The organism is Aquitalea denitrificans (genome assembly GCF_009856625.1).
Classification (GTDB): Bacteria; Pseudomonadota; Gammaproteobacteria; order Burkholderiales; family Chromobacteriaceae; genus Aquitalea; species Aquitalea denitrificans.
Genome location: NZ_CP047241.1, coordinates 257,041 through 270,156 on the forward strand (window position 1 = coordinate 257,041; position 13,116 = coordinate 270,156).

General features: G+C 63.0%; 8 protein-coding genes. 5 read left to right on the forward strand and 3 right to left on the reverse strand.

The window, feature by feature from the left end; translation table 11 throughout:
• The first annotated feature begins 13 nt into the window (after positions 1 to 13).
• The 3 genes from GSR16_RS01225 to GSR16_RS01235 are packed head-to-tail and all read left to right on the forward strand — an operon-like array spanning position 14 to position 7,610.
• A complete protein-coding gene (locus tag GSR16_RS01225; protein ID WP_159874773.1) occupies positions 14 to 3,121 on the forward strand; it encodes an MdtB/MuxB family multidrug efflux RND transporter permease subunit in 3,108 nt (1,035 codons plus the stop codon).
• On the forward strand, positions 3,118 to 6,219 hold the full coding sequence (locus GSR16_RS01230) for a multidrug efflux RND transporter permease subunit (protein WP_159874774.1): 3,102 nt from the start codon (positions 3,118 to 3,120) through the stop codon (positions 6,217 to 6,219). The genes GSR16_RS01225 and GSR16_RS01230 overlap by 4 nt, the downstream gene beginning before the upstream one ends.
• Positions 6,220 to 6,224: 5 nt before the next feature.
• Positions 6,225 to 7,610 (forward strand): efflux transporter outer membrane subunit, encoded by a 1,386-nt coding sequence (locus GSR16_RS01235; protein ID WP_167522551.1) that lies wholly within the window; start codon positions 6,225 to 6,227, stop codon positions 7,608 to 7,610.
• Positions 7,611 to 7,685: 75 nt separating this feature from the next.
• Here GSR16_RS01235 and GSR16_RS01240 read toward each other — a convergent pair whose 3' ends face one another.
• Complete coding sequence (locus tag GSR16_RS01240; RefSeq protein ID WP_159874776.1) at positions 7,686 to 8,543, reverse strand: formyltransferase family protein; 858 nt, start codon at positions 8,541 to 8,543, stop codon at positions 7,686 to 7,688.
• Positions 8,544 to 8,631: 88 nt separating this feature from the next.
• Positions 8,632 to 10,359: a Na/Pi cotransporter family protein gene (locus GSR16_RS01245; RefSeq protein WP_159874777.1), complete on the reverse strand. Its 1,728-nt coding sequence runs from the start codon at positions 10,357 to 10,359 to the stop codon at positions 8,632 to 8,634.
• Between the two features lie 231 nt (positions 10,360 to 10,590).
• On the opposite strand from GSR16_RS01245, the gene GSR16_RS01250 reads away from it, so the two are divergent.
• On the forward strand, positions 10,591 to 10,770 hold the full coding sequence (locus GSR16_RS01250; RefSeq protein ID WP_159874778.1) for a hypothetical protein: 180 nt from the start codon (positions 10,591 to 10,593) through the stop codon (positions 10,768 to 10,770).
• A gap of 81 nt (positions 10,771 to 10,851) precedes the next feature.
• Here the strand turns inward: GSR16_RS01250 and GSR16_RS01255 are convergent, their stop codons facing one another.
• Positions 10,852 to 12,144: a hypothetical protein gene (locus GSR16_RS01255; protein ID WP_159874779.1), complete on the reverse strand. Its 1,293-nt coding sequence runs from the start codon at positions 12,142 to 12,144 to the stop codon at positions 10,852 to 10,854.
• A 220-nt stretch (positions 12,145 to 12,364) separates the two neighbouring features.
• Between GSR16_RS01255 and GSR16_RS01260 the strand changes: the two genes are divergently transcribed.
• Positions 12,365 to 13,057 (forward strand): helix-turn-helix domain-containing protein, encoded by a 693-nt coding sequence (locus tag GSR16_RS01260; RefSeq protein WP_159874780.1) that lies wholly within the window; start codon positions 12,365 to 12,367, stop codon positions 13,055 to 13,057.
• The last annotated feature ends 59 nt before the right edge of the window (positions 13,058 to 13,116 follow it).

The following is a 13,116-nucleotide window of genomic DNA, read 5'->3' on the forward strand; positions in this document are numbered from 1 at the left end:
GCAGGAACACGGTATGAATCCCTCACGCCCGTTCATTCTGCGGCCGGTGGCCACCACCTTGCTGATGCTGGCCATCCTGCTCACCGGCCTGGTGGCCTGGAAGCTGCTGCCGGTATCGGCCCTGCCCGAGGTGGACTACCCCACCATCCAGGTGGTAACCCAGTACCCCGGTGCCAGCCCGGAGGTCATCACTTCGTCCATTACCGCGCCACTGGAGCGCCAGTTCGGCCAGATGCCGGGGCTGACCCAGATGTCATCCACCAGTTCGGGCGGCGCGTCGGTGATTACCCTGCAGTTCAGCCTGGAATTGACGCTGGATGTGGCCGAGCAGGAAGTGCAGGCCGCCATCAACGCGGCGGGTAACCTGTTGCCCAGCGACCTGCCCAATCCACCGATCTACAGCAAGGTAAACCCGGCTGACACCCCGATTCTCACCATCGCGGTCAGCTCGGACACGCTGCCGCTGACCAAGCTGGAAGACCTGGTGGACACCCGGCTGGCGCAAAAGCTGTCGCAAGTGCCGGGCGTGGGTCTGGTCAGCCTCAGTGGCGGCCAGCGGCCTGCGGTGCGCATCCAGAGCAATCCCAAGGCACTGGCAGCGCGCGGCCTGACGCTGGAGGACATCCGCACCGCCATCAGCAATGCCAATGTGAACCAGGCCAAGGGCAGTTTTGACGGCCCGCAGCAAGCCTCCACCGTGGATGGCAACGACCAGCTCAAGTCGGCCGAGGAATACCAGAACGTCATCATCGCCTACCAGAACGGCGCAGCGGTGCGCTTGCGCGATGTGGCCAAGGTAGTGGATGCGGCGGAAAACATGCGGCTGGCAGCCTGGGCGGGCAGCACGCCGTCCATCATCCTGAATGTGCAGCGTCAGCCGGGGGCCAATGTCATCCAGGTGACTGACCGCATCAAGGCCTTGCTGCCGCAGTTGCAATCCACCCTGCCCGGCGCGGTGGATGTGAAGGTGCTGAGCGACCGCACCGTCACCATTCGTGCCTCGGTGGAGGATGTCGAGTTTGAACTGCTGCTGGCCATCGCCCTGGTGGTGATGGTGATTTTCGTGTTTCTGCGCAATGTGCCGGCCACCATCATTCCCGCCGTGGCGGTGCCGCTGTCGCTGGTGGGGACGTTTGGCGTGATGTACCTCACCGGCTTTTCCATCAACAACCTCACCCTGATGGCGCTGACCATTGCCACCGGCTTTGTGGTGGACGATGCCATCGTGATGATCGAGAACATTGCCCGCTACATCGAGGAAGGCGAAAAACCGATGGCGGCGGCGCTGAAGGGCTCGCAGCAGATTGGCTTTACCATCATCTCGCTTACCTTCTCGCTGATTGCGGTGCTGATTCCGCTGCTGTTCATGGGCGATGTGGTGGGGCGGCTGTTCCGCGAGTTTGCCATCACGCTGGCGGTGTCCATCCTGATTTCGGCCTTCATTTCGCTCACCCTGACGCCGATGATGTGCGCGCGCCTGCTCAAGCATGTGCCAGAAGAAAAACAGGGCCGTTTCTACCATGCCAGCGGGGCCTTCTTCGACCGCATCATTGCCCGTTACGGCCAGATGCTGGGCTGGGTGCTGGAGCGGCAAAAGCTCACCCTGCTGGTGGCGTTTGGCACCTTGCTGCTGACCGTGCTGCTGTATGTGGCCGTGCCCAAGGGCTTTTTCCCCTTGCAGGATACCGGCGCCATCATGGGCAGCAGCGAGGCGGCGCAGAGTATTTCTTTCAGCGCGATGGCGCAGAAGCAGGAACAACTGGCCCAGGCCTTGCTGAAAGACCCGGCGGTGGACAGCCTGTCGTCCTTCATCGGGGTAGATGGCAATAATGCCTCGCTCAACAGCGGCCGCCTGCAAATCAACCTCAAGCCCAAGGGCGAGCGCGATGACATCCGCACCGTGCTGGCACGGCTGCAGCAAAGTGCCGCCAGCGTGCCGGGCATGTCGCTGTATTTGCAGCCGGTGCAGGATTTGTCCATCGACACCCGTATCAGCCGCACCCAGTACCAGTTCACCCTGCAGGCCACCAATCCGGACGAGCTGTCGCAATGGGTGCCCAAGCTGGTACACAAGCTGAGTCAATTGCCGCAACTGGCGGATGTGGCCAGCGACTTGCAGGACAAGGGCCTGCAAGCCTATGTCAACATCAACCGTGATACCGCAGCCCGGCTGGGGGTCACCACTGCGGCCATCGACAATGCGCTGTACGATGCCTTTGGCCAGCGGCTGATTTCCACCATCTTCACCCAGACCAACCAGTACCGCGTGGTGCTGGAAGTGGACGGGCAGAACCAGCAAGGCCCGCTGTCGCTGAAGGGCATTTATGTGCCGACCGCCAGTGGCGGACCGGTGCCGCTGGATGCGGTGGCCAGCATCGAGCAGCGCCCGACCGCGCTCACCGTTAACCATCTGGGGCAGTTCCCCACCACCACCATCTCGTTCAACCTGGCCAAGGGTGCGGCGCTGGGGCCAGCGGTGGAGGCCATCCGTCAGGCCGAGGCCGAGCTGGGCATGCCGGCCAGCCTGGATACCAAATTCCAGGGCGCGGCGCTGGCCTTTCAGGCTTCACTCAGCAACACGCTATGGCTGATCCTGGCGGCCATCATCACCATGTATATCGTGCTGGGGGTGCTGTACGAGAGCTATATTCATCCCATTACCATCTTGTCGACGCTACCCTCGGCCGGTATCGGTGCCTTGCTGGCCTTGCTGGTGTCCGGCAACGACCTGTCGGTGATTGCCATCATCGGCATCATCTTGCTGATCGGCATCGTCAAGAAAAACGCCATCATGATGATCGATTTTGCGCTGGAGGCCGAACGCGAGCAGGGCATGAGCCCACGCGATGCCATCTACCAGGCCTGTTTGCTGCGTTTCCGCCCCATCCTGATGACCACCATGGCGGCGCTGCTGGGCGCGCTGCCGCTGATGCTGGGCAGTGGCATGGGTTCCGAATTGCGCTCGCCGCTGGGCGTCACCATGGTGGGCGGGCTGATGGTCAGCCAGGTGCTGACCCTGTTCACCACCCCGGTGATTTACCTGGCCTTCGACCGGCTGGCACGACGCTGGCGGCGTCCTGACCATGCCGCTGACGATGACAAGGCAGAGGCCGAGGCATGATTCCGTCCGCGCCCTTCATCCGGCGGCCCATTGCCACCACGCTGCTGACGCTGGCCATCCTGCTGGCGGGCTTTCTGGCCTTCAAGCTGCTGCCGGTGTCGCCCTTGCCGCAGGTGGATTTTCCTACCATCTCGGTCAGCGCCAAGCTGCCCGGTGCCAGCCCGGAAACCATGGCGTCCACCGTGGCCACCCCGCTGGAGCGGGCGCTGGGGCGCATTGCCGGGGTGACCGAAATCACCTCGTCCAGTTCGCTGGCCTCCACCCGCATTACCTTGCAGTTTGACCTCAACCGCGACATCAACGGTGCTGCGCGCGATGTGCAGGCCGCCATCAATGCCGCGCGTTCGCTGCTGCCCACCGGCATGCCGTCCAACCCGACCTACCGCAAGGTGAACCCGGCCGACGCGCCCATCATGATCATCGGCCTGACCTCGGACTCGCTCACCCGCGGCCAGATGTACGATGCCGCCGACTCCATCCTTGGCCAGAAGCTGGCGCAGGTGGAGGGCATTGGCGATGTGAATATCGGTGGCGGCGCACAGCCGGCGGTGCGGGTGGAAATGAACCCGCTACAGCTGAACCATTACGGTATCGGCATGGAAACGGTGCGCGCCGCCATCACCAGCACCAATGCCAACCGGCCCAAGGGTTTTGTCGAGGACGGCCAGCGCCACTGGCAGGTACAGGCCAATGACCAGGCCGGCAAGGCCAGTGACTACCTGCCGCTGGTAGTGAGCTACAAGAACGGCGCGGCGGTGCGCCTGTCCGACGTGGCCGAGGTGAAGGATTCGGTACTGGATGTGCGCAATGCCGGCTTGCTGGGCAAGCAACCGGCGGTGATGATCATCCTGTTCCGCCAGCCGGGTGCCAACATCATCGAAACGGTGGAACGGGTGAAGGCGCTGTTGCCGCAGTTGCAGGCGTCCATTCCCGCCGCCATCAAGATGCAGGTGGTGATGGACCGCACCTCCACCATCCGTGCCTCGCTGTCCGAGGTGGAGCGCTCACTGCTGATTTCCATCGCGCTGGTCATCCTGGTGGTCTTCCTGTTCTTGCGTAATGGCCGCGCCACCGCCATTCCCGCCATCACCGTGCCGGTGTCGCTGGTGGGCACTTTTGCCGTGATGTATCTGTGTGGCTTCTCGCTCAACAACCTCAGCCTGATGGCGCTGACCATTGCCACCGGTTTTGTGGTGGACGACACCATCGTGGTGCTGGAAAACATTGCCCGTCATATCGAAAACGGCATGAAGCCCTTCCAGGCCGCGCTGCAGGGCGCGCGTGAGGTGGGCTTTACCGTGCTGTCGATGAGTTTGTCGCTGATTGCGGTGTTCATTCCCATCCTGATGATGGGCGGCATCATCGGCCGCCTGTTCCGCGAGTTTGCCGTCACGCTGTCGGTGGCCATTCTGGTGTCGCTGCTGGTGTCGCTCACCACCACGCCCATGTTGTGTGCGCGCTGGCTGAAAAGCCATGGCGAACACAAGCCGGGCCGCCTGTTTGTCTGGAGCGAGCGCATGTTCGACGCCATGCTGGCCGGCTATCGCCGCAGCCTTGGCTGGGCGCTGCGTCACGGCCCGCTGATGATGCTGATGCTGGCGGCCACCATCGCGCTGAATGTCTACCTGTACGTGATTGTGCCCAAGGGCTTTTTCCCGCAGCAGGACACCGGCCGCCTGACCGGCATGATCAAGGCCGACCAGAGCATTTCCTTCCAGGCCATGCAGCAAAAGCTGCAACGCTTTATCGACGCGGTAGGGCAGGACCCGGCGGTGGACAAGGTGATTGGCTTTACCGGCGGCGGCCAGCGCAACACCGCCAATATGTTTGTCAGCCTCAAGCCGCTGGGCGAGCGCACGGAAACGGCTGATCAGGTGATTGCCCGCCTGCGCAAGCGGCTGGCGCGCGAGCCGGGGGCGCAGTTGTTTTTGCAATCGGTGCAGGACATCCGCGTGGGCGGACGGTCGGCCAATGCCCAGTACCAGTACACCTTGCAAGGGGATGACCTGGAAGAACTGCGTCGCTGGACGCCCAAGGTACAGCAGGCGCTGCAAAAGCTGCCGATGCTGGCCGATGTCAGCAGCGATCAGGAAATCAAGGGCCTGCAAACCACGCTCACCTTCGACCGTGATGCCATGGCGCGCCTCGGCCTGACCCAGTCGCAAGTGGATTCGGTGCTGAACGACGCCTTCGGCCAGCGCCAGGTGTCCACCATCTACAACCCGCTCAACCAGTACCATGTGGTGCTGGAAGTGGCACCCCAGTACTGGCAGAGCGCCGAAGGCCTGCGCAGCATCTATCTGCAAACCACCTCCGGCCAGCCGATTCCGCTGTCGGCCTTTGCCCGCTGGCAGCCCACCAATACCGCGCTGGCGGTGAACCACCAAAGCCAGTTTGCCGCCACCACGGTGTCCTTCAACCTGCCGCCGGGCAGCTCGCTGTCCGACGCCACCGCTGCCATCGACAAGGCCACCACCGATATCGGCCTGCCATCGTCGATACACGGCAGCTTCCAGGGTACGGCCAAGTCCTTCCAGGATTCGCTGGGCAGTCAGCCGGTGCTGATTCTGGCGGCCATGGTAGCGGTGTATATCGTGCTGGGCATGCTGTATGAAAGCGTGGTGCACCCGCTCACCATCCTGTCCACGCTGCCGTCGGCCGGGGTAGGGGCCTTGCTGGCGCTGCTGGCCACCGGTGGCGAATTCAACATCATCGCGCTGATCGGCGTGCTGCTGTTGATCGGCATCGTCAAGAAAAACGCCATCATGATGATCGACTTTGCCCTCAGTGCCGAACGCGAGCAGGGCCTCAGTTCGCACGATGCCATTTTGCAAGCCTGCCTGCTGCGCTTCCGTCCCATCATGATGACCACGCTGGCCGCCCTGTTTGGCGCATTGCCGCTGGCACTGGGGCATGGCGATGGTGCCGAGATGCGCACCCCGCTGGGCATCTCCATTGTCGGTGGCCTGCTGCTCAGCCAGTTGCTGACGCTGTACACCACGCCGGTGGTTTACCTGTATCTGGACCGTTTCCGCCTGTGGTGCCAGCAATGGCGTGACAACTGGCGCAGCCGGGCTGCCGCCGCACACAAGGAATGACACGCATGTCTGCATTCACCCCGTCCCGGCTGGCACTGGCCGGCCTGATCAGCCTGCTGCTGGCCGGCTGCGCCATCGGCCCGGACTATACCCGGCCCAAGATGGACATTCCGGCAACGTACAAGGAAGACGGCCGCTGGAAAACCGCCACCCCGCAAGATGCCGCTCCGCGTGGCAACTGGTGGGTGGTGTATCAGGACCCACAGCTCGATAGCCTGATGGACACCCTCAACCGGCAAAGCCCCACCATTGCCCAGGCCGAGGCCAACTACCGCAATGCCCGCGCCTTGCTGGATCAGGCCGAAGCCAGCCTGTGGCCCACCATCAGCAGTACCGCCAGCAAAACCCGCGGGGTGACAACGGCGGGCGGCAGCGTCAGCAATCAGTACAATCTGTCCGCCAGCGCCAGTTGGGAAGTGGACTTGTGGGGCACCGTGCGCCGCGCGGTGGAGGCGGGCAATGCCAAGGAGGCGGCCAGCGCCGCCCAGCTGGCGTCCATCCGCCTGAGCAGCCAGGCCCAGCTGGCCACCGCCTACCTGCAACTGGTGGCTGCCGACGTGCAGCTCAAGCAATTGCAGGACAGCGAGGCCAATCTGCTGCAAAACCTGCAGCTCACCCGCAACCAGTTTGCCGTGGGCATGGTGTCGGACGATGCCGTGGCGCAGGCGGAAAGCAGCTGGAAAACCGCCCAGGCCGCGCGGGTGGACAAGCAGCTGAGCCGTGCCCAGCTGGAGCACGCCATCGCCGCTTCGCTGGGCGTGGCCCCGGCCAGCTTCACGCTGCCGGTCAGCAAAACCCTGCCCCATCTGCCAAATCTGCCAGCCGGCCTGCCGTCCACCTTGCTGGAGCGCCGTCCGGACATCGCCGCGGCGGAGCGGGCGGTGGCACAGGCCAATGCCGAAATCGGCATTGCCAAGGCGGCGTTCTTTCCCACGCTGAACCTGTCGGCCAGCGGCGGCTACAAGAGCAGCAGCTTTGCCGACTGGGTGAGCCTGCCCAACCGCATCTGGAGCGTGGGGCCGCAGCTGGCACTCCCCCTGTTTGACGGTGGCTTGCGCCGCGCACAGACCGCCGCAGCGGTGGCCAGCTACGACGCCAGCGTGGCCAGTTATCGCCAGACCGTGCTGTCCGCTTTCCAGGCTGTAGAGGACAATCTGTCCGCCCAGGCGCTGCTGGACGAGGAAATGCAGTACCAGCAAGCGGCGCTGGCCGCGGCGCAGCGGGCGGAAACCATTGCGCTCAACCAGTACCGCGCCGGGGTGGTGAGTTATCTGAATGTGCTGACCGCACAAAACAGCCGCATCAGCGCCGAAAACAGCCTGTGGACCCTGAAAAACCGCCAGTACACCGCCAGCGTGGCCTTGATTGCCGCACTGGGTGGCCAGTGGTAGCTGCCGGTATTACCGCCATGCAAAACAGCCCGTCAAGGGCTGTTTTTCGTGGAATGAGCAATCGGATAACGGCGCTCAGAATGGCCGTCGACCGCTGATGGCACCGGGAGGCTGCACGCTCCATTCGCTGATCACCAGATAGCCATCCTGCACGGCAAACAGCATGGACAGGTCCACGCTGCGCAGCAGGGTGCCGGGCGTGTGGCCATGTGGCTCCAGCCAGCCGTGGGCGCGATGCACCACAAAGCTCACCCCATTGGCCTCGGCCAGGCAGTTGATATCGCCAAAGGCGCGCAACTGGCGCAGGATGGCGTCCAGTGGGCCGCGCAGGTTCAGCGTGCGTTCGGCATCGCTCCAGCGTGGCCAGTAGCTGCCAGCCCCTTGCGGCTGGGCCTGTTGCCACAAGTTGGCGAAATCCGCGATGACGCGGCGGCCCAACTGCTCCAGTGCCAGCTGGCATTTCCACTCCAGCGTGGCCAGGGTTTCGTCGGGGCTCAGGGCAAACAGTTGTTGATCCAGCAGCGCGCCGCTGTCAAAGCGCGGCTCCACCACATGGCAGCTCACCCCCCATTGGCTGCGTTGCTCCAGAATGGCGCGCACCAGCGGAAACGGCCCGCGTGCCGCCGGTAACGGCGAGGGGTGGAAGTTGACCGCATGGGGCAGATAAGGCCGCCAGTCCGGTACTTTCCAGTCATAGCTGCCCAGCAGCAGGGCTTGGCAGCCTTGTGCAGCCAGCGCGGCCAGGTCCGCCTCGGTCAGCGGCGACAGCTGCACGGGAATGCCCAGCCGGGCCGCCTGTTCCACCACCTGCCGGTTGTCGTGGATCTTGCCATCCAGCGGGCAGGTGAAGATTTTCAACGGCTGCCAGCCGGCCAGCAAGGCAAGGTCCAGCAGCACCTTGAAACGGTCGGTCAGGGTAATGGCAAAGCGCATAGCGGCATCCGGGTGTGAATCAGGCTGACAGATATACCAGCATCCACGGTGGGCCGGGCCATCCTGGCAAACACCTTAACAATTCTGCTCAGCATGCTCCGGCAGACGGCGGCGGGGCCGGATGTACGCTGCCAGCACCATCGCTGCTGGCCGGTGTGCCGGACACCGCCTGTTTGCGTAGGCGGCTGGGGCGCAGCTGGCCGCTGGCTTCCAGCGCCGGATAGGCGGTGGCGCACAGATGGGAGTGGATGCGCTTGAAGTCGCGCAGGATATCCAGATGCAGCGAGCTGGTTTCCAGGCTTTCCATCCGGCCTTCGCGCAGCCGTGCCATATGGCTTTCGGCGGCTTGCATTTCCAGTTCGCGCACCCGGGTTTTTTCGTCCAGCAACTGGCGTGCCGCCTTGACGTCGCCGGTCAGGAACACGGTAAAAGACAGCTTGAGATTGTCGATGATCAGGCGGTGAAAGGCCTCCAGCTCCTGTGCGCCCTCACGCGAGAACTGCAGCTGATGCTTGATCTTCTTGTTGGCCAGCTCCATCAGGTTCTTGTCGATGATGTCGCCGATATGTTCCAGATTGATCGACAAGGCCATGATTTCCATCGCCCGCCGCCCTTCGGCTTCATCCAGGCTGTCGCGGGTGAGCTGCACCACGTATAGCTTGATGGCCTCGTACAGGCTGTCCACCGCGTTGTCGCGTTGCGAAACCGCCAGTGCCAGCTTGCGGTCATTGCCCAGCAATACCTGCATGGATTCGCGCAGCATGGTTTCCACGATATCGCCCATGTGCAGGGTTTCGCGGGCGGCACAGGCCAGCGCCACGCTGGGCGTGCCCTGCACGCTGGCATCCAGATACAGCGGCTGGGCCGGGTCGTCCGCGGCCTTGCTGTCCGGCAGCCAGCGGCACAGCAGGCGTGACAGCGGCTGGATGGGCGGCAGGAAAACCAGCGCCACCACCACATTGAACAGGGTATGAAAATCCGCCGCCAGCCGCGCCGGATTGTCTTCCAGCGGCGTCAGCCAGCCCAGTAGCGGTGCCAGCAGGGGCAGGAATAGTGCACAGCCCGCCAGCCGGGTGAGCAGATTGCCCGCCGGCAGTCGGCGGTGCGCCGGATTGCTGCTGGACAAGCCTTCGATGAAGGGGTTGAGCGCGCTGCCCAGATTGGCCCCCAGAATCAGCGCACAGGCGGCCAGTGGCGGAATGAAGCCGGAATAGGCCAGCGACATGGTGAGCAAGACCGTGGCCACACTGGAATGCGCCAGCCAGGTCAGCACTGCGCCCAGCAGCAGGGTGAGCAGCGGCTCGCCGGTGATGGCCGACAGGATTTCGCGCACCAGCGGCGCGTTTTCCGCTGGGGCCAGGCTGGTCAGCAGCAAGTGCAGCGATAACAGCATCAAGCCCAGGCCAATGGCCACCCGGCCCAGATCACGCCACCGTGCATCGCGGCTGCGCTTGAACGCCACCACGCCAAGCACCAGCAACAAGGGCGAGATGGCGGAGGAGTCAAACGACAGCAGCTGCACAATCAGCGTGGTGCCGACATTGGCCCCCAGCATCACCGCCAGCGCCGGGGCCAGCTCCACCATGCCGGAGGCAGAGAAGGACGACAGCATCAGCGCGGTGGCGGTACTGCTTTGCAGCAGGGCGGTAATGCCCAGCCCGGCCAGAAAAGCCTGCAAGCGGGTGCGCAATACCGTGGCCATCACCCGGCGCAGGCTGGCACCAAAAGCGCGCACGATGCCGCTGTGCACCATGTGCAGGCCCCATAGCAGCAGCGCAACGCCGCCCATCAGGTCCAGAAGGATGGAAGTGACCAAGGTGTTCTCCCCGACGGTGTATTGCCAGTACCGCCCGCTATGCGTATTGGCCGGAGGGCCGTGCAGCCATCCTGCCAGTGTAGGCAGGGGCGGGTGGCGGAATCTGACAGCAGGCGACCTGTTGTTGTGTAAATCCGTAGCAAATGCCGTGCTGGCAACTGATTTCGGTATACCTCACCCACCACACAAGCGCCATGAGGACTTTGCAGTGCAACATCGGGTAATGCGTGCTTGTGGCTTCGTGACCCGCAGCTGTGTCACTTCTGCGATGCCACCACCTGCTACGCCAGCCAGAACAGCCACATCCGCTATCAGGACAAAAACCACATCACCGCCAGCATGGCCCGTTCCATGGCAGCCGATTTCAAACCGGTATTCGACTGGGCCTTGCAGCCGTTGGCCAAGCCCTGAAGCCATCAGCCCAGATAAGACAAGGCCGCCAGTGATGGCGGCTTTGTCTTGTCATTGCGAGGGTGAGTCAAGCGCAAGCCGCTAGCCCGGACATACAATCCGGCGCAAATCACCAAAGGCTTGTTCTCCCGCTTCCTTGCTTTCCCACTCGGTAGTCTGGTTCACCTGAATGACATGCTTGTCCGCATCCACCAGCCATTGCCGCTTGATGCGGACCTCCCCGGTAGCGCAGCGGAATTGCAGCTCGTTATACATGCCGTAGGGGTCGCTTTTGCCCGGATATTCATGACGGCTACGGAAAAATGCCGACCCTTCGGCATCCTGCGCCACCGAATTCTGAATCACCGTCAGCACCCCGTCTTGAATGGTTATGCCAGCTTTGTCGTAGTACTGGATGGTATGGGTGCCGTGACTCCAGTTTTCCCACTGATGGCTGGCTTGTGACAGTTGCTCCAGCCTTTGCCATTCTGCCTTGGCTTCTGCCGGGCAAGCATCCGGTGTCAGTCCGCATTCCTGCGCAGTGTCGTTGACTGTTGGTGCAGAGGGGGCCGCAGCCTGCGGTTTTTCCCAGGTTGTCAGCATCAGCGCCCCACCCAACAGCAGCAGCAACACCAGGCTCCAGCCAGGTAATGTGCGCCAGAAGGGCATTTTCCAGTCAGAGGGATTGGCCGTTGCTGCTGCCTTGTTTTCCCGCCGGATGACGGACCAGCTCCAGACGGCAAAACCAATACCCAAGCCCAGTATCAGCAGCATCAACAAGGTACCGGTATCCATTGCCAGCAGCAGGGACGGGTTGGCATGGAAGAAATAAATGAACAGCCACAGGAAACCCACCGCCACGCCCAGCAGCAGCAGGCTGCCCAAGCAGGCCCCGCCTATGCCGAGATTCCCATTTTTGTGGCCAGCAGACGGGCTGGATTTGCGCTGGTAGCTCGCTGGCAGCAAACCCAGCAAGGACCCGGCCATGCCCGCAACAAACCACAGCAGCCAGTGCCACAGCGGAACGGGCGTGCTTGCCACTGCCGCATCATTCACCCCCAGCATCTGCCAGAACATACCCCAGAACATCAAGGCATAGCCCAGGCCAGCACAAATACGCCGCCCGCGCTCGAAACTGCGTACAGATTCACTGGAACCAACATCAGCAAACAGGGGCAGTAACAAGGCAATGGCCGCAAAGATCACGGCGGTTTCCAACAGGCTGGCCGCAGGACCATGAAAGGTCGTGCCATGCCCGTGTTTGCTGGGCAGGTAAAATGCATGCCAATGCACGCTGAACGCCGCATAGGCCAGGGCGGCAAGACTCAGGCCTATGCGCTGCCAGCCAGTTGCGTTATTGAAAGCCGGGTAAGGTTTGTCCGGATTGATTGCCATGATGGTCCTCTATGCGCCAAGCCAGTGTTTGCCGTACTGTCAGGCAGCAGGTATCCCGTTTGGGCCGAAAGCGGATACCGCCTCTGCAATCAGCGTATTTTGGCATCATTGTTGTGCAAATGTCATATTTGGTGCATTGGATAGCGGTCATGATCAGACCGAGCGTCCATGCAGGTCGGCCACACAAGCAGCTGCAAGACATGACAGGAAGGAGGAGTGCATGAACCGGGAACTGGAAATCGTCGAACAACTGATACTGGGTCTGGATCCGCTACACCGCGACCATGCCCTGCACACGCCGAAAGACCCGGCGCTGGACCAGGCCCGCGCCAACTACTACCAGCAGCTAAAACGGGTAAGCAAGCAACACGCTGCCCAGCCCGTCCCGCCATCTGCCCCGGCCCGTCCCGGCCACAGCCGCACAGGCGAGCGCTGGAGCATTGCCGAAGACAACCGGCTGAGCGCGCTGTGGGAAACTTCCAGCACTGTCACCAGTGCCGAACTGGCAGAAAAGCTGGGCCGCAGCCGCGCCGCCATCCTCGCCCGGCTGGTGAAACAAGGCTATTTTGCCGACCAGACCAGCGCCATGCAGGCCGACGACCAAAGGCTGGAACAAGCCGGCCAGCCCGCCTGGTGGGCCAGCCAGCCGCCGCCGTTGCCACTGCCGGACCTCGACCAGCCACCTGACAGCAACCCAAACGCCGGCAAAGCCTGGAGCGCCAGCGACGACGCCCGGCTACGCGCCAGTTGGCACGACCCCGCCGCCCCCGACTGCGCCAGCATTGCCCAAACCATGGGCCGCAGCCGCGCCGCCATCATCGCCCGGCTGGTCCGCATCAGCGAATATCCCGACCGCGATGCGGTACGGGCGGCGGATAGGGAGAGGGGAAGCAACTTGGGGCAGGATGATTGAATGCTGGTAACGATAATAGCTTGCTGTAGAGCATCACGTAAAAAAAGCCGCAAACCCTT